Raw genomic sequence first — 17,284 nt, forward strand, 5'->3', positions numbered from 1 at the left:
TAGCGCGGTGGTCCCACCTGACCCCATGCCGAACTCAGAAGTGAAACGCCGTAGCGCCGATGGTAGTGTGGGGTCTCCCCATGTGAGAGTAGGGAACTGCCAGGCATCAAACAAGAAGAACCCCGTACCGTAAGGTGCGGGGTTTTTTGCTTTTGTTTTTCACCCCTCTTCCTGAAACTTTCTCACCTTACGCTTGCAGGCTCGACATTCCGATAGTTTCTGGGTATCGTTAGCTATCTGGATGTCTAAACGTTTATACGTATGCTGTGAGGATATTAAGTTATGCCGATTCGGGTGCAGGACGAGCTACCAGCCGTCAATTTCTTGCGTGAAGAAAACGTCTTCGTGATGACGGCTTCGCGTGCGACAGGTCAGGAAATTCGCCCGCTGAAGGTGCTTATTCTCAATCTGATGCCAAAAAAGATCGAAACAGAAAACCAGTTCCTGCGTCTTCTGTCGAACTCCCCGTTGCAGGTTGATATCCAGCTGCTGAGGATCGATGCCCGTGAGTCACGCAACACGCCTTCTGAGCATCTGAACAACTTCTACTGTAACTTCGATGACATTCAGGGGGAAAACTTCGACGGACTGATTGTAACCGGCGCGCCGCTTGGCCTGGTGGAATTTAACGATGTCGCCTACTGGCCGCAGATCAAACAGGTGCTGGAGTGGGCAAAAGATCACGTCACGTCTACGCTGTTTGTCTGTTGGGCGGTACAGGCTGCACTCAACATTCTCTACGGTATTCCCAAACAGACCCGCACTGAAAAGCTCTCTGGCGTATACGAACACCACATTCTTCATCCACATGCGTTGCTGACGCGCGGGTTTGACGACTCCTTCCTGGCCCCGCATTCTCGCTACGCCGATTTCCCGGCCCAGCTGATTCGTGACTACACCGATCTGGAGATCCTGGCCGAAACGGAAGATGGAGATGCCTACCTGTTTGCCAGCAAGGATAAGCGTATCGCCTTTGTGACCGGGCATCCTGAGTACGATCCGCATACCCTTGCGTCAGAGTATTTCCGTGATGTCGAGGCGGGCCTTAATCCGGATGTGCCGTACAACTATTTCCCGAAAAACGATCCGCAAAACAAACCGAGAGCGACCTGGCGCAGCCACGGAAATTTGCTGTTCACCAACTGGCTCAACTATTACGTCTACCAGATTACACCGTACGATCTTCGCCACATGAATCCGACGCTGGAGTAATCTTCTGCGTGAAACGATCCTAAAGCGTTTCAGCTATTCAGATCAGGCACCTTCGGGTGCCTTTTTTATTTCCGAAATATCACTCATCATTCGATAAAACTTTAATTCCAATTAAATCAAGAAATTAATTGCGATTAACAATTAAAATGGAAATTGTTTTTGATTTTGTAAAAAATATAGATAGTCTTAATTCTGCTGAGCGAAAACTACCCAACGATCTTTCGTTCGCATCGGGGGCGTGATTTTGGATCTTTGATGAGGAGCAGAGTAATGACTCAACAGGCAACGACGGTCGATGAACTGGCCTTTACCCAGCCGTATGGCGAGCAAGAACAGCAAGTGTTGACGGCGGAAGCGGTAGAATTTCTGACTGAACTGGTGACCCGCTTTACGCCACAGCGTAATAAGCTGCTGGCGGCGCGCATTCATCAGCAGCAGGAAATTGACGATGGCAAGTTGCCTGGCTTCATTTCGGAAACCGCTTCCATTCGCCGCGGTGAGTGGAAAATCCGCGGCATCCCTGAAGATTTACAGGATCGACGCGTTGAGATCACCGGTCCGGTAGAGCGCAAAATGGTGATCAACGCCATGAACGCCAACGTTAAAGTCTTTATGGCCGATTTTGAAGACTCGCTGGCACCAGACTGGAACAAAGTTATCGACGGGCAGATCAACCTGCGCGACGCCGTGAACGGCACCATCAGCTATACCAACGAAGCCGGGAAAATCTACCAGCTCAAACCGAATCCGGCGGTGCTGATCTGTCGCGTACGCGGTCTGCACCTGCCTGAAAAACATGTCACATGGCGTGGGGAAGCCATTCCGGGCAGCCTGTTTGATTTCGCACTCTATTTCTTCCACAACTACAAGAACCTGCTGGCAAAAGGCAGCGGACCTTATTTCTACCTGCCAAAAACGCAGGCCTGGCAGGAAGCGGCCTGGTGGAGTGAGGTGTTCAGCTATGCGGAAGATCGTTTCAACCTGCCGCGCGGCACCATCAAGGCCACGCTGCTGATTGAAACGCTGCCTGCGGTATTCCAGATGAATGAAATTCTGCACGCCCTGCGCGATCACATTGTCGGCCTGAACTGTGGACGCTGGGACTATATCTTCAGCTACATCAAAACTCTCAAAAATTATCCCGATCGCGTGCTGCCGGATCGTCAGGTTGTGACCATGGATAAACCGTTCCTGAGCGCCTACTCGCGTCTGCTGATCAAAACCTGCCATAAGCGCGGCGCCTTTGCGATGGGCGGCATGGCGGCATTCATTCCGAGCAAAGACGCGGAGCGCAATAATCAGGTGCTCAACAAGGTGAAAGCCGATAAAGAGCTTGAAGCCCGTAACGGTCACGACGGCACGTGGATTGCACATCCGGGTCTGGCCGATACGGCGATGGAGGTCTTCAACCGCGTGCTCGGCGATAACAAAAACCAGCTGTTTGTCACGCGCGAAGAAGATGCCCCAACGGCTGAAGAACAGCTGCTGGCGCCATGCGCAGGTGAGCGTACGGAAGAGGGCATGCGTGCCAATATCCGCGTCGCGGTCCAGTACATCGAGGCGTGGATCTCCGGCAACGGCTGCGTGCCTATCTACGGCCTGATGGAAGATGCCGCCACGGCGGAAATCTCTCGTACCTCCATCTGGCAGTGGATCCACCATCAAAAAACGCTCAGCAACGGCAAGCCGGTGACAAAAGCGCTGTTCCGCCAGATGCTGGCCGAAGAGATGCGGGTGATCCAGGACGAGCTGGGTGAGCACCGCTTCAGCAGCGGACGTTTTGATGACGCCGCGCGCCTGATGGAGCAAATCACCACATCAGATGACTTAATCGACTTCCTGACCCTGCCGGGCTACCGCTTCCTGGCGTAACTCACCACATAACAATATGGAGCATCTGCACATGAAAACCCGTACCCAACAAATCGAAGAGTTAAAGAAAGAGTGGACACAACCTCGCTGGGAAGGCATCCGCCGTCCTTACAGCGCGGAGGAAGTGGTGAAATTACGCGGCTCGGTCAACCCGGAATGCACGCTGGCACAGAACGGTGCGGCGAAAATGTGGAAGCTGCTGCACGCCGGCTCTAAAAAAGGCTACATCAATAGCCTCGGCGCGCTGACCGGCGGTCAGGCGCTGCAGCAGGCGAAGGCCGGTATTGAAGCTATCTACCTCTCCGGCTGGCAGGTCGCGGCGGACGCCAACCTGGCCTCCAGCATGTACCCGGATCAGTCGCTCTATCCGGCAAACTCCGTGCCGTCGGTGGTGGATCGGATCAACAATACCTTCCGTCGTGCGGATCAGATCCAGTGGGCCGCCGGTATCGAACCTGGCGATCCGCGCTTTACTGACTACTTCCTGCCGATCGTCGCGGATGCGGAAGCGGGCTTCGGCGGTGTGCTGAACGCCTTCGAGCTGATGAAATCGATGATTGAGGCCGGTGCAGCGGCCGTTCACTTCGAAGACCAACTGGCGTCAGTGAAAAAATGCGGACACATGGGCGGTAAGGTGCTCGTTCCGACTCAGGAAGCGATTCAGAAGCTGGTTGCCGCGCGTCTGGCTGCTGACGTGCTCGGCGTGCCGACGCTGGTGATTGCCCGTACCGATGCGGACGCGGCGGACCTGATCACCTCTGACTGCGACCCGTACGACAGCGAATTCATTACCGGCGAGCGCACCAGCGAAGGCTTCTACCGCACCCATGCCGGCATTGAACAGGCGATCAGCCGCGGCCTGGCGTACGCCCCCTATGCGGACCTGGTCTGGTGTGAAACCTCTACGCCGGATCTGGCGCTGGCAAAACGCTTTGCCGACGCCATCCACGCGAAGTTCCCGGGAAAACTGCTGGCCTACAACTGCTCGCCGTCCTTCAACTGGCAGAAAAAGCTGGATGACAAAACCATCGCCAGCTTCCAGCAGCAGCTGTCCGACATGGGCTACAAATACCAGTTCATCACCCTGGCAGGCATCCACAGCATGTGGTTCAACATGTTCGACCTGGCGCATGCCTATGCGCAGGGCGAGGGCATGAAGCACTACGTTGAGAAGGTGCAGCAGCCGGAGTTTGCCGCGGGTAAAGACGGCTACACCTTCGTGTCTCACCAGCAGGAGGTGGGCACCGGCTACTTTGATAATGTGACCACGATTATTCAGGGCGGCACCTCCTCCGTCACCGCCTTAACGGGTTCAACGGAAGAAGCACAGTTCTAATCTTTTCCCCCTCTCCCCTCCGGGGAGAGGGTTGGGTAAGGGGAATATATGTCGCGTGGCCTGGAATTACTGATTGCCCAAACTATTTTGCAGGGCTTCGATGCCCAGTATGGTCGTTTTCTTGAAGTGACATCCGGCGCGCAGCAGCGCTTCGAACATGCAGACTGGCATGCGGTTCAGCAGGCCATGAAGCAGCGTATCCATCTTTATGACCACCACGTGGGTCTGGTGGTGGAGCAGCTGCGCTGTATTACCGACGGTAAAAGCCCGGACGCGGAATTTTTACTGCGCGTGAAAGAGCATTACACCCATCTGTTACCCGACTACCCTCGCTTCGAGATTGCGGAGAGCTTTTTCAACTCCGTCTATTGCCGGTTATTTGACCACCGCTCGTTATCTCCTGAGCGGTTATTTATTTTTAGCTCCCAGCCGGAGCGACGCTTTCGTTCCATTCCGCGTCCGCTGGCGAAAGACTTCTTTCCCGATCGCGGATGGGAAAAGCTCCTGCACCGCGTATTAACCGATTTGCCGCTGCGCCTGCCCTGGGAGAATAAAACCCGGGATATCGGCTATATCCACGCGCATCTCAATGAAACCTTCGGCGAGGCGGTGCTTAGCCGTAGCCATTTGCAGGTTGCCAACGAGCTTTTCTACCGTAATAAAGCCGCCTGGCTGGTGGGCAAATTGGTTACGCCGACGGCCATCGTGCCGTTTCTGTTACCGATCCACCGTACCGACAACGGGGAACTGTTTGTCGATACCTGCCTGACTACCAGCGCCGAGGCCAGCATCGTGTTTGGCTTCGCCCGCTCCTATTTCATGGTATACGCCCCGCTGCCTGCCGCCCTTGTGGAGTGGCTGCGCGAGATCCTGCCCGGTAAAACCACCGCCGAGCTGTATATGGCGATTGGCTGCCAGAAGCACGCCAAAACGGAAAGCTACCGGGAATACTTGCGCTACGTCACCACGGCCGATGAGCAGTTTATCGAAGCGCCCGGCATTCGCGGTATGGTGATGCTGGTCTTCACGCTTCCGGGTTTTGACCGGGTCTTTAAGGTGATAAAAGACAGATTCGCGCCGCAGAAAGAGATGAGCGCCGCGCACGTCCGCGCCTGCTATCAGCTGGTTAAAGAGCACGACCGCGTCGGGCGCATGGCGGATACCCAGGAGTTCGAAAACTTTGTGCTGGATAAACAGCAGATCGACCCGGCGCTGATGACGCTTTTGATGCAGGAAGCGCCCGCGAAAATTACCGATCTGGGTGACAAAATTGTGATAAGCCATCTCTACATTGAGCGCCGCATGGTGCCGCTAAATATCTGGCTTGAGCAGTCCGACGGTCAGGCGCTGCGGGATGCCATTGAAGAATACGGCAACGCGATTCGCCAGCTGGCCGCCGCCAATATTTTCCCGGGCGACATGCTGTTTAAAAACTTCGGCGTCACCCGGCACGGGCGGGTAGTGTTCTACGATTACGACGAAATTTGCTACATGACCGAAGTGAACTTCCGCGATATCCCAGCACCACGTTACCCGGAGGATGAGCTCTCCAGCGAGCCGTGGTACAGCGTTTCACCGGGAGATGTGTTTCCTGAAGAGTTTCGCCACTGGCTGTGTGCCGACCCGCGCATCGGCCCGCTATTTGAAGAGATGCATGAGGATCTGTTCCGCGCCAGCTACTGGCGCGGGCTGCAAACGCGGATCAAAAATGGGCACGTGGAAGATGTGTATGCCTACCGCCGCAAGCAGCGGTTTTGCATCCGGTTTTCTCCCTCTCCCTGTGGGAGAGGGCCGGGGTGAGGGCATCAGGCCGCACTCAATCTTAACGAATCCCACCGTACGCCAGCGTCACCTCTTTCGCCGCCTTAATCACCAGCGCGCCCAGCTCGGTCACGCGGTCGTCGGTCATACGTGAGATGGGGCCAGAGATGGAGATCGCGGCGAACGGCTCGCGGTGCTCGTCAAAAATGCAGGATGCCAGGCAGCGCAGGCCCAGGGCATGTTCTTCATCATCAAACGAATAGCCGCGCTTGCGGGTTAACGCCAGATCTTCTTTCAGATGCACCGGCGACACCAGCGTGGCGTGGGTGTAGGCGTGCAGACCTTTGCGGTGCAGCAGCCCCGTCACCTGCTCTTCGCTCAGCTGCGAGAGAAACGCTTTCCCTGCGCCGGACGCGTGCATCGGCAGTTTGCCGCCAATCGGTGCGGACATACGCATCAACTGCGTACACTGCACCTGGTCGATGATAATCGCCTGATGGTCGCTCTGGTCCAGCACCGCCAGGTTCACCGTCTCGCCGGACTCCTCCATCAGCTTGCGCAGAATCGGATGCACAATCGCCAGCAGGTTACGGCTCTGCAGGAAGCTGCTGCCCACGATAAACGCGTGTGCGCCCACCGCCCAGTGCCCCAGCTCGCCTACCTGGCGGACAAAGCCCAACTGCTGCATGGTGGTCAGCAGGCGGTGCGTGGTGGAGTTCGGCAGGCCAGCCTGCTGGGCCAGCTCCGTCAGGGCTACGCTGCCGTGCGACTCGGCTATCCATTCCAGCAGCTTCAAACCGCGCGTGAGCGACTGAACCTGTCCGCCAGGTTGTGCGGCAGTGGTGGCGGCAGGTTTTCTGCCGCGTTTAGCGGGAACGGTCGCGACCATGACGATCTCCTTTTTCTGTATCGTGGAAATCATTTTCGTTTTATTTGGTGGATTTGCAACCGCTTTCCTGACTGATCGGAGGAGTGATGGTGAACATGTCTCATGTTACCGCAGTGTGACTTTTCCACCCTGCGAGATTGTGCCAGTATGGAACGCAGCCTTTTGGCCTTGTTGAGCGTTGTCGGGAGCAAGTGTGAGCAGCAAAGTAGAGCAACTGCGTGCGCAGTTAAATGAACGAATTCTGGTGCTGGACGGCGGCATGGGCACCATGATCCAGGGCTATCGTCTGAGTGAAGACGATTTCCGCGGCGAGCGCTTTGCCGACTGGCCCTGCGACCTCAAAGGGAACAACGACCTGCTGGTGCTCAGCAAGCCGTCCGTGATTAAGGATATCCACAACGCCTACTTCGAAGCGGGTGCGGATATCGTTGAAACCAACACCTTCAACTCGACAACCATCGCCATGGCGGATTACCAGATGGAATCCCTGTCGGCGGAGATCAACTTTGAAGCCGCGAAGCTGGCGCGCGCCTGCGCCGACGAGTGGACGGCCCGCACGCCGGATAAGCCGCGCTACGTTGCCGGGGTGCTGGGCCCGACGAACCGCACTGCGTCGATTTCACCGGACGTCAATGACCCGGCGTTTCGCAACATCACCTTTGACCAGCTGGTTGCCGCCTACCGCGAATCGACCAAAGCGCTGGTGGAAGGCGGCTCCGACCTGATCCTGATTGAAACCGTATTCGACACCCTCAACGCCAAGGCCGCGATTTACGCGGTGAAAGAGGAGTTCGAGGCGCTGGGCGTTGACCTGCCGATCATGATTTCCGGCACCATCACCGACGCCTCCGGCCGCACCCTGTCCGGCCAGACAACCGAAGCGTTTTATAACTCACTGCGTCACGCTGAAGCGCTCTCCTTCGGCCTGAACTGCGCGCTGGGGCCGGACGAACTGCGCCAGTACGTGCAGGAGCTTTCGCGCATCGCGGAATGCTACGTCACCGCGCACCCGAACGCTGGTCTGCCGAACGCGTTCGGTGAATACGATCTGGATGCCGACACTATGGCGGCGCAAATCCGCGAGTGGGCCGAGTCTGGCTTCCTGAATATCGTCGGCGGCTGCTGCGGCACCACGCCGGAGCACATCGCCGCCATGAGCCATGCGGTAGCGGGTCTTCCGCCACGCAAGCTGCCCGAGCTTCCCGTTGCCTGTCGTCTGTCCGGCCTGGAGCCGTTGACCATCGGCGACGACAGCCTGTTTGTGAACGTGGGTGAACGTACTAACGTCACCGGGTCTGCAAAGTTCAAGCGTCTGATCAAAGAAGAGAAGTACAGCGAGGCGCTGGACGTTGCCCGCCAGCAGGTGGAAAGCGGCGCACAGATTATCGATATCAACATGGACGAGGGGATGCTCGACGCCGAAGCGGCGATGGTGCGTTTCCTCAACCTGATCGCCGGTGAGCCGGACATCGCCCGCGTGCCGATCATGATCGACTCCTCCAAGTGGGAAGTCATCGAAAAAGGGCTGAAGTGCATTCAGGGTAAAGGCATCGTCAACTCTATCTCGATGAAAGAAGGCGTTGATATCTTTATCCACCACGCGAAGATGGTCCGCCGCTACGGTGCCGCCGTGGTGGTGATGGCCTTTGACGAAGTGGGCCAGGCGGATACCCGCGAGCGCAAAATCGAGATTTGCCGCCGCGCGTACAATATTTTGACCGAAGAGGTGGGCTTCCCGCCGGAAGACATCATCTTTGACCCGAACATCTTCGCCGTCGCGACCGGGATTGAAGAGCACAATAACTACGCCCAGGACTTTATCGGGGCGTGTGAAGATATTAAACGCGAGCTGCCACATGCGCTGATCTCCGGCGGCGTGTCGAACGTGTCGTTCTCCTTCCGCGGCAACGATCCGGTGCGAGAAGCGATCCACGCCGTGTTCCTCTATTACGCCATCCGCAACGGGATGGACATGGGGATCGTCAACGCCGGACAGCTGGCGATTTATGACGACCTCCCTGCCGAGTTGCGCGACGCCGTCGAGGACGTGATCCTTAACCGCCGCGACGACGCGACCGAGCGGTTGCTGGATTTGGCCGAAAAATACCGTGGCAGCAAGTCGGATGACGCAGCCAACGTTCAGCAGGCCGAATGGCGCTCCTGGGACGTGAAAAAGCGTCTGGAATACTCGCTGGTGAAAGGGATTACCGAGTTCATTGAGCAGGATACCGAGGAAGCGCGTCAGCAGGCAGCCCGTCCGATTGAAGTGATTGAAGGCCCGCTGATGGACGGCATGAACGTGGTCGGCGATCTCTTCGGCGAGGGCAAAATGTTCCTGCCGCAGGTGGTGAAATCCGCCCGCGTCATGAAGCAGGCCGTCGCCTATCTGGAACCGTTTATCGAAGCCAGCAAAGAGAAAGGCTCCAGCAACGGTAAAATGGTTATCGCCACCGTGAAGGGTGACGTGCACGACATCGGCAAAAATATCGTCGGCGTGGTGCTGCAGTGTAATAACTACGAAATTATCGACCTTGGCGTGATGGTCCCGGCGGATAAAATTCTTAAGACCGCGCGCGAAGTGAACGCCGACCTGATTGGTCTCTCCGGGCTGATCACCCCGTCGCTGGACGAGATGGTCAACGTGGCTAAGGAGATGGAGCGTCAGGGCTTCACCATTCCGTTATTGATTGGCGGGGCGACCACCTCGAAAGCGCACACGGCGGTGAAAATCGAGCAGAACTACAGCGGCCCGACGGTCTACGTGCAGAACGCCTCGCGCACGGTGGGCGTGGTCTCCGCGCTGCTCTCCGACGCCCAGCGCGACGACTTTGTGGCGCGCACCCGCAAAGAGTACGAAACCGTCCGCATCCAGCACGGACGTAAGAAACCGCGCACCCCGCCTGTTTCACTTCAGGCGGCGCGCGATAACGATCTGGCCTTTGACTGGTCCAGCTATACGCCACCGGTCGCGCACCGTCTGGGTGTGCAGGACGTGACGGCCAGCATCGAAACGCTGCGTAACTACATCGACTGGACGCCGTTCTTTATGACCTGGTCGTTGGCGGGCAAATATCCGCGCATCCTGGAAGATGAGGTGGTAGGCGAGGAGGCGAAGCGCCTGTTTAAAGATGCCAACGACATGCTCGACACGCTGAGCGCAGAGAAAACCCTCAACCCGCGCGGCGTGGTGGGCCTGTTCCCGGCGAACCGCGTGGGCGATGACGTGGAAATCTACCGCGATGAAACCCGCACCCACGTGCTGGCGGTCAGCCGCCATCTGCGCCAGCAAACCGAAAAAGTGGGCTTTGCCAACTACTGCCTGGCGGATTTCGTCGCGCCGAAGCTGAGCGGGAAAGCCGACTATATCGGTGCGTTTGCGGTAACCGGCGGGCTGGAAGAAGACGCCCTGGCGGACGCGTTCGAAGCGCAGCACGATGATTACAACAAAATCATGGTGAAAGCGATTGCCGATCGCCTGGCGGAAGCGTTCGCCGAGTACCTCCACGAGCGCGTGCGCAAGGTGCACTGGGGCTATGCGGCGAATGAGAACCTCAGCAACGAGGAGCTGATCCGCGAAAACTACCAGGGCATTCGCCCTGCGCCGGGCTATCCGGCCTGCCCGGAGCACACCGAAAAAGGCACCATCTGGAAACTGCTGGACGTAGAAGCCCATACCGGCATGAAGCTCACCGAGTCGTTCGCCATGTGGCCGGGCGCGTCCGTGTCCGGCTGGTACTTTAGCCATCCGGACAGCAAGTACTTCGCCGTGGCGCAACTGCAGCGGGATCAGATCGAAGATTACGCCCTGCGCAAAGGCATGAGCGTGTCAGACGTCGAGCGCTGGCTGGCGCCGAATCTGGGCTACGACGCGGACTAACGTCACTTTTCCTTACAACAAACAGGGCACCTCAACGGTGCCCTGTCTCTTTCTTACGTTTAAACCCTTATACTTAATCATAAAATCTATAACGATAAGGAGAACCCACTTCCGTGCTGACGTTGTTACATTTGCTTTCGGCAGTCGCACTGCTCGTATGGGGCACCCATATTGTCCGCACCGGCGTGATGCGCGTGTTTGGCGCGCGCTTACGTACCGTTCTCAGCGGCAGCGTTGAGAAGAAGCCGCTCGCCTTCTGCGCGGGTATCGGCGTGACGGCGCTGGTGCAAAGCAGCAATGCCACCACCATGCTCGTCACCTCGTTCGTGGCGCAGGATCTGGTCGCGCTCGCCCCGGCGCTGGTGATCGTGCTGGGCGCTGACGTCGGCACCGCGCTGATGGCGCGTATCCTGACCTTTGACCTCTCGTGGCTGTCGCCGCTGCTGATTTTTATTGGCGTCATTTTCTTCCTTGGCCGCAAGCAGACGCGTGCCGGGCAGCTCGGACGCGTCGGCATTGGCCTCGGTCTCATCCTGCTGGCGCTGGAGCTGATCGTGCAGGCGGTGACGCCTATCACCCAGGCGAACGGCGTGCAGGTGATCTTCGCCTCGCTGACAGGTGACATCATGCTGGATGCGCTGATCGGGGCAGTGTTTGCCATCATCAGCTACTCCAGCCTGGCAGCCGTGCTGCTGACGGCCACGCTCACCGCAGCAGGCGCGATCTCCTTCCCGGTAGCGCTGTGTCTGGTGATAGGCGCTAACCTCGGCTCTGGCCTGCTGGCAATGCTCAACAACAGCGCCGCCAATGCCGCTGCACGTCGCGTGGCGCTCGGGAGCCTGCTGTTTAAGCTGGTGGGCAGCCTGATTATTCTGCCGTTTGTACACCCGCTGGCGAACCTGATGGACAACCTCCCCCTGCCGAAAGCGGAGCTGGTGATCTACTTCCACGTGTTCTATAACCTGGTGCGCTGTCTGGCGATGGTGCCGTTTGCCGCACCGATGGCCCGCTTCTGCGAGAGGCTTATCAGCGACGAACCGGAGCTGGACGCGCGCCTTAAGCCGAAGCATCTGGATACTTCCGTGCTGGATACCCCCGCGTTGGCTATCGCTAACGCCGCCCGCGAAACGCTGCGCATGGGCGACGCGATGGAAACCATGCTCGAAGGGCTGAAAAAGGTGATGCACGGCGAGCCGCGCGAGGAGAAGGAGCTGCGCAGGCTGGCGGACGACATCAACGTGCTGTATACCGCCATCAAGCTCTATCTGGCGCGTATCCCGCAGGACGAGCTGGCGGAGGAGGAATCCCGCCGGTGGGCGGAAATCATCGAGATGTCGCTCAACCTCGAGCAGGCCTCGGATATCGTCGAGCGTATGGGCAGCGAAATCGCCGATAAATCGCTGGCCGCGCGTCGGGCGTTCTCCGTTGAAGGGCTGAAGGAGCTGGAAGCGCTCCACGAACAACTGGTGAGCAACCTCAAGCTGGCGATGTCGGTCTTCTTCTCCAGCGACGTACCGAGCGCTCGCCGCCTGCGCCGCAACAAGCATCGTTTCCGCATCCTCAACCGCCGCTATTCGCACGCCCACGTTGAGCGTCTGCACCAGCAGAACGTGCAGAGCATCGAAACCAGTTCGCTGCATCTGGGGCTGCTCGGGGATATGAAGCGTCTCAACTCGTTGTTCTGCGCGGTGGCGTACAGCGTGATGGAGCAGCCGGATGAAGACGACGAGCGGGGTGAGTATTAATCTCCGGCATGTTTGATTGTTAGCCCAAGACCCAATGCTTTCATGACCGCCAGAGTGGTTTTAAGCGTTGGGTTTCCTTTCTCACTGAACGATCGATACAGTTGTTCTCGTGATAGACCCGTTTGCTGTGAAATGGTCGACATTCCTTTCGCGCGCGCGATGACGCCCAGCGCTTTAGCAATATACGCTGAGTCGCCAGTTTCTAATGCATCAGCCATAAATACGGCGATTTCCTCGTCATCCACCAGCGCGTTTGCTGGATCGTAGGATGTTAATTTATGCATGCTCATTCACTCCTGCCATTGGGATACATTGCTCAGCATTTTTGCCACATGTATGTCTCTGGCCTGGCTGCTTTTGTCACCACCACATAACAGCACGATGATGCAATTGCCCTGGTCTTTAAAATAAATTCTGTAGCCTGGACCATAGTGGATCCTCAGCTCACTTATACCTTCCCCAACGGGTTTAATGTCGCCCGCTAAACCATTTGCCAACCGAAAGAGGCGGGAAGCGATAATGGTCTTCGCTCGCCGATCTTTTAAGTTTTGCTCCCAGCGTTGGAAGGATTCTGTCTGAACAATCTCCTTCATATTACTCCCTGTAATTTATAAACTACAAATTAATTGTTTCTGGAGAGTAAAACTAAAAGGAGTTAGCACAAGGATAAATGGCCTGACGCTAAATCCTGAAAGCGTCTCGCAAACTAAAAAACCCGCTTCAGTTACCTTCAGCTAATCTTTTTTTTCGGCCCAAACCTAAGGTATATTTCGCCCTTCACAGGAGAAACTATGCTGCCAACTCAATCAACCCGATTAAACAAATACATTAGCGAGAGCGGGATCTGCTCACGTCGCGAGGCTGACCGTTACATTGAACAAGGTAACGTGTTTCTTAACGGCAAACGCGCCACCATCGGCGATCAGGTGGTCCCTGGCGATGTGGTTAAAGTGAATGGTCAGCTCATCGAACCGCGTGATGCAGAAGACCTGGTGTTTATCGCGTTGAACAAACCGGTTGGGATTGTCAGCACCACGGAAGACGGCGAGCGGGACAACATCGTTGATTTCGTGAACCACAGCAGCCGCATCTTCCCGATTGGCCGTCTGGATAAAGACTCTCAGGGGCTGATTTTCCTCACCAATCACGGCGATCTGGTCAACAAAATCCTGCGTGCCGGTAACGACCACGAGAAAGAGTACATTGTGACGGTAAATAAGCCGGTCACGGACGAATTTATTCGCGGCATGGGCGCCGGTGTGCCGATCCTCGGTACCGTCACGAAGAAGTGTAAGGTTAAGAAAGAAGCACCGTTCGCGTTCCGCATTACGCTGGTGCAGGGCCTGAACCGCCAGATCCGCCGCATGTGCGAGTACTTCGGCTATGAAGTGACGAAGCTGGAACGCACGCGCATCATGAACGTCAGCCTGTCCGGTATTCCGCTGGGCGAGTGGCGCGACTTAACGGATGACGAGCTGATTGAACTGTTCAAGCTTATCGAGAACTCCTCGTCCGAGGCGAAGCCGAAAGCTAAAGCAAAACCGAAAACGCAGGCGATTAAGCGCCCGGTGGTGAAGGCGCCGCAGGCGGAAGAGAAAGGGCGAGGCAAGCCGGGCAACGGGAAGCGATTTACCCAGCCAGGCCGTAAAAAGAAAGGGCGCTAACTAGCGCCTTCCACGGGTAGAGGTATTGGCCGACCAGGAAAAGGTCGCCTCTGCATCCGGTTTATAAGCCTGCTCTTTTTTCAGCTTGCGGGCTTTTTTGGCCGCGGCGTCACGCTGCGCCATCAGCTTATCGATGTACTCTTTTTTCACCTGATTGGTTTCGGCGTTCGTCAGCGTGCGGCCATGCGCGATGCGGGCGCGGTCGAGAAGCGTTTTAAGTTCACGCTGCTCCGCTTCCGTCATGTCTTTCTGGGTCAAACGTGGTGTAGCCATTGCTGAAGCCTCCTGATAGAGAGGCTTCAGTGTAAAGCAAGCAGCGTAAATTAACCCTGCTTCACCGCATCTTTTTTCGTTTGTTCATCAATCGGTTTGCCGGACCAGTAGCCCGCCAGCAGCGAGCCGGAGAGATTATGCCAGACGGAGAACAGCGCGCCCGGCAGGGCCGCCAGCGGCGAGAAGTAAATTTTACCCAGCGCCGCCGCCAGGCCGGAGTTCTGCATGCCTACCTCGATAGCCAGCGTGCGGCAGGTGGACTCGTCAAAGCCAAACAGCTTCCCGCCCCAGTAGCCGCCCAGCAGGCCAATCGTGTTATGCAGCACCACGGCGACGATCACCACAATGCCTACGGAAGCAATGTGCGATGCGGAACCCGCCACCACGGCGCTAATGATCGCCAGAATGCAGACCATCGAAAACGCGGGCAGGTATGGCTCAACGGCCTTCACTACGCGCGGGAAAAGATGGTGAATGACCAGCCCCAGCGCAATCGGGATTACTACTATCTGCAGAATGCTGAGCAGCATGCCCATCACGTCCACCTGAATATGCGCATCCACGTACAGGCGGGTTAACAGCGGCGTGGCAATCACGCCCACCAGCGTGGAAACGGAAGAGATGGTAACGGAGAGCGCCACATCACCTTTCGCAAGATAGATCATCACGTTAGATGCCGTACCGCTGGCGACGCTGCCCACCAGCACCATCCCGGCGGAGAGATCGGGCGGCATCTTAAAGGCCATCGCCAGCAGCCAGGCCGCGAGCGGCATCACCAGGTAGTGCAGGAAGATCCCTGCGGCCACCGGCGCCGGGCGCGACAGCACGCGTTTAAAATCGTCGATTTTCAGGTGCACGCCCATGCCGAACATAATCAGCATCAGCAGCGTGGTGACCCACGGGCCAATGCCGGTGAACGTGGTGGGCGTGTAATAAGCGAGTACCGAGAGCAGCAGCGCCCATAGCGGGAACAGCCGGGTGATAGCGGATAACATAGTGAATTCCTTGCAGTATTGTCGTGTTGTTTAGTTATAAAAAAGCCGGGTCTGTGCCCGGCTTATAGGTATTGTTTATCGTGCTAACGAATTTTATTCAAACAAATTCTGATGAAGTTTCTGCACCACCTGCTCGGCCTGATCGGCAGGGACCAGGAAGCAGAGGTTGTAGCTGGAGGCACCGTAGCAGATCATACGGATGTTGAACGGGTCGAGCACGCCGAACACCTCTTTGCCCACGCCGCAGGCGCGCGACAGCTTGTTACCGATGATGGCCACCAGCGCCAGGTCTTCTTCCACCTCCACGCGGCACAGTTCAGACAGCTCAATCAGCAGCGACTGCGTCAGCAGGGTGTCGCCGGTCGAGGTGGAGCCAGTGGTGTCCAGCGTCAGCGCAATGCTCACTTCGGAGGTGGTAATCAAATCTACAGAGATGTTATGGCGCGCCAGAATGCCAAACACTTCCGCCAGGAAACCGCGGGAGTGGAGCATATTATGGCTGTGCAGCGTCACCAGCGTCTGGCGACGGCGCAGGGCCAGGGCGCGGAACAGCGGCGGGTTCTCGGTTTTCTTGCAGACCAGCGTCCCGCCCGCTTTTGGATCTTTACTGGAGCCAACGAAGACCGGAATATCGCTGCGCACGGCGGGCAGCAGCGTTGCCGGATGAAGCACTTTCGCGCCGAAGGTGGCCATTTCCGCCGCTTCTTCAAAGGCGATCACATCAATACGTTTCGCCGCGGAAACGACGCGCGGATCGGTGGTGTAAATACCCGGCACGTCAGTCCAGATATCCACGCGCGTTGCATGCAGGGCCTCGCCCAGCAGCGCGGCGGTGTAGTCGCTGCCGCCACGGCCAAGCGTTGTCGTGCGTCCTTTCGCTTCGCTGCCGATAAAGCCCTGGGTGATCACCATGCCTTCTGCCAGGCGCGGAGCCAGCTGCTGGTTTGTGAGCTCGGCCAACATCTCAACGTCCGGTTCGGCGCGGCCAAAACGATCGCTGGTACGCATCACTTTACGCACGTCAAACCACTGCGCCTGAACGTTACGCTCGCGCATGATTTCAACGAACAGCAGGGTAGACATCAATTCACCGTGGCTGACCAGTTCATCGGTCAGGGCGGTAGAGGTGGCCAGAGACGCCGCTTCTGCCAGGGTGGTGATATTTTCCAGCAGGCGTTCCACTTCTTCGCGGATCACGTTTGGATTCTGCAGACGTTCAAGGATGTCGAACTGAATTTTGCGCAGTGCATCCAGCTTTACGAAACGTTCTGTCGCTTCCAGTCCTTCAGACAGAGAAACCAGCAGGTTCGTCACGCCGGCAGATGCAGAGAGCACCACCAGGCGGGTATTCGGATCGGCCAGCACCACATCGGCGCTGCGGTTCATGGCATCGTAATCGGCCACACTGGTGCCGCCAAACTTGGCGACCACAAAACTCGTCATAACAACCTCGTGTCAGGGAATGAATAAGCGACCTTGGCACAAGAGTGAAACGAAAACAGGTGCAGGCGCAAAATACGGCCCTATAAATAAAATGTGGGGGAGGTCCTGTCAATGCTGGGATTATGCGGATTTTTTATGGGGGGGTACCCCTGAGAAACAGGACTTATAACAGGGCCATATTTTATGCTCCATTTTACCCTGTTTTGACCAACATTTC

Annotated in this window: 13 protein-coding genes and 1 rRNA gene; 8 read left to right on the plus strand and 6 right to left on the minus strand. The window is 57.0% G+C overall.

The window, feature by feature from the left end; translation table 11 throughout:
* The 5 genes from rrf to aceK form a co-directional block, all read left to right on the plus strand.
* Nucleotides 1-105: ribosomal RNA gene (gene rrf / locus URZ40_RS14630) — 5S ribosomal RNA — on the plus strand; the annotation flags it as partial.
* 177 nt (nt 106-282) lie between these two features.
* On the plus strand, nt 283-1,212 hold the full coding sequence (gene metA, locus URZ40_RS14635) for a homoserine O-succinyltransferase (protein ID WP_023334115.1): 930 nt from the start codon (nt 283-285) through the stop codon (nt 1,210-1,212).
* A gap of 270 nt (nt 1,213-1,482) precedes the next feature.
* Entirely contained in the window at nt 1,483-3,084 is a 1,602-nt protein-coding gene (gene aceB / locus URZ40_RS14640; protein WP_163330881.1) for a malate synthase A, read from the plus strand.
* A gap of 31 nt (nt 3,085-3,115) precedes the next feature.
* Complete coding sequence (gene aceA, locus URZ40_RS14645) at nt 3,116-4,420, plus strand: isocitrate lyase (RefSeq protein WP_320720737.1); 1,305 nt, start codon at nt 3,116-3,118, stop codon at nt 4,418-4,420.
* A gap of 48 nt (nt 4,421-4,468) precedes the next feature.
* Nucleotides 4,469-6,220, plus strand: coding sequence for a bifunctional isocitrate dehydrogenase kinase/phosphatase (gene aceK / locus URZ40_RS14650; protein ID WP_320720738.1), 1,752 nt, complete (start codon nt 4,469-4,471; stop codon nt 6,218-6,220).
* A 22-nt stretch (nt 6,221-6,242) separates the two neighbouring features.
* Here the strand turns inward: aceK and iclR are convergent, their stop codons facing one another.
* Nucleotides 6,243-7,070 carry a glyoxylate bypass operon transcriptional repressor IclR gene (gene iclR, locus URZ40_RS14655; RefSeq protein WP_125915538.1) on the minus strand — a complete coding sequence of 276 codons (828 nt, stop codon included), beginning with the start codon at nt 7,068-7,070 and terminating at the stop codon, nt 6,243-6,245.
* Between the two features lie 193 nt (nt 7,071-7,263).
* Between iclR and metH the strand changes: the two genes are divergently transcribed.
* Entirely contained in the window at nt 7,264-10,947 is a 3,684-nt protein-coding gene (gene metH, locus URZ40_RS14660) for a methionine synthase (RefSeq protein ID WP_320720739.1), read from the plus strand.
* 113 nt (nt 10,948-11,060) lie between these two features.
* A complete protein-coding gene (locus URZ40_RS14665) occupies nt 11,061-12,692 on the plus strand; it encodes a Na/Pi cotransporter family protein (RefSeq protein ID WP_316380638.1) in 1,632 nt (543 codons plus the stop codon).
* Here URZ40_RS14665 and URZ40_RS14670 read toward each other — a convergent pair.
* Nucleotides 12,689-12,976, minus strand: coding sequence for an addiction module antidote protein (locus URZ40_RS14670; protein ID WP_163330884.1), 288 nt, complete (start codon nt 12,974-12,976; stop codon nt 12,689-12,691). The two genes, URZ40_RS14665 and URZ40_RS14670, sit on opposite strands and share 4 nt — an antisense overlap.
* A gap of 6 nt (nt 12,977-12,982) precedes the next feature.
* Nucleotides 12,983-13,285, minus strand: a complete 303-nt coding sequence (locus URZ40_RS14675) for a type II toxin-antitoxin system RelE/ParE family toxin (RefSeq protein ID WP_163330885.1) — start codon at nt 13,283-13,285, stop codon at nt 12,983-12,985.
* Nucleotides 13,286-13,483: 198 nt separating this feature from the next.
* Here URZ40_RS14675 and rluF point away from each other — a divergent pair, with 198 nt between their 5' ends.
* Nucleotides 13,484-14,356 carry a 23S rRNA pseudouridine(2604) synthase RluF gene (gene rluF, locus URZ40_RS14680; RefSeq protein WP_047366837.1) on the plus strand — a complete coding sequence of 291 codons (873 nt, stop codon included), beginning with the start codon at nt 13,484-13,486 and terminating at the stop codon, nt 14,354-14,356.
* Here the strand turns inward: rluF and URZ40_RS14685 are convergent, their stop codons facing one another.
* The 3 genes from URZ40_RS14685 to lysC form a co-directional block, all read right to left on the minus strand.
* Nucleotides 14,357-14,629: a DUF3811 domain-containing protein gene (locus tag URZ40_RS14685; RefSeq protein WP_153657269.1), complete on the minus strand. Its 273-nt coding sequence runs from the start codon at nt 14,627-14,629 to the stop codon at nt 14,357-14,359.
* 50 nt (nt 14,630-14,679) lie between these two features.
* Nucleotides 14,680-15,624: a ketopantoate/pantoate/pantothenate transporter PanS gene (panS, locus tag URZ40_RS14690; RefSeq protein WP_320720740.1), complete on the minus strand. Its 945-nt coding sequence runs from the start codon at nt 15,622-15,624 to the stop codon at nt 14,680-14,682.
* 93 nt (nt 15,625-15,717) lie between these two features.
* On the minus strand, nt 15,718-17,067 hold the full coding sequence (lysC, locus tag URZ40_RS14695) for a lysine-sensitive aspartokinase 3 (protein WP_041911575.1): 1,350 nt from the start codon (nt 17,065-17,067) through the stop codon (nt 15,718-15,720).
* Between the last annotated feature and the right edge of the window lie 217 nt (nt 17,068-17,284).

The organism is Enterobacter sp. 296B2 (assembly GCF_034106185.1).
Taxonomy (GTDB): Bacteria; Pseudomonadota; Gammaproteobacteria; order Enterobacterales; family Enterobacteriaceae; genus Enterobacter; species Enterobacter cloacae_N.

Excerpts from the sequence above, each read along its gene's own strand:
- metA (WP_023334115.1), top strand. The coding sequence starts at position 283 with ATGCCGATTCGGGTGCAGGACGAGCTACCAGCCGTCAATTTCTTGCGT.
- aceB (WP_163330881.1), top strand. The coding sequence starts at position 1,483 with ATGACTCAACAGGCAACGACGGTCGATGAACTGGCCTTTACCCAGCCG.
- aceA (WP_320720737.1), top strand. The coding sequence starts at position 3,116 with ATGAAAACCCGTACCCAACAAATCGAAGAGTTAAAGAAAGAGTGGACA.
- aceK (WP_320720738.1), top strand. The coding sequence starts at position 4,469 with ATGTCGCGTGGCCTGGAATTACTGATTGCCCAAACTATTTTGCAGGGC.
- iclR (WP_125915538.1), bottom strand. The coding sequence starts at position 7,070 with ATGGTCGCGACCGTTCCCGCTAAACGCGGCAGAAAACCTGCCGCCACC.
- URZ40_RS14670 (WP_163330884.1), bottom strand. The coding sequence starts at position 12,976 with ATGCATAAATTAACATCCTACGATCCAGCAAACGCGCTGGTGGATGAC.
- URZ40_RS14675 (WP_163330885.1), bottom strand. The coding sequence starts at position 13,285 with ATGAAGGAGATTGTTCAGACAGAATCCTTCCAACGCTGGGAGCAAAAC.
- rluF (WP_047366837.1), top strand. The coding sequence starts at position 13,484 with ATGCTGCCAACTCAATCAACCCGATTAAACAAATACATTAGCGAGAGC.
- URZ40_RS14685 (WP_153657269.1), bottom strand. The coding sequence starts at position 14,629 with ATGGCTACACCACGTTTGACCCAGAAAGACATGACGGAAGCGGAGCAG.
- panS (WP_320720740.1), bottom strand. The coding sequence starts at position 15,624 with ATGTTATCCGCTATCACCCGGCTGTTCCCGCTATGGGCGCTGCTGCTC.
- lysC (WP_041911575.1), bottom strand. The coding sequence starts at position 17,067 with ATGACGAGTTTTGTGGTCGCCAAGTTTGGCGGCACCAGTGTGGCCGAT.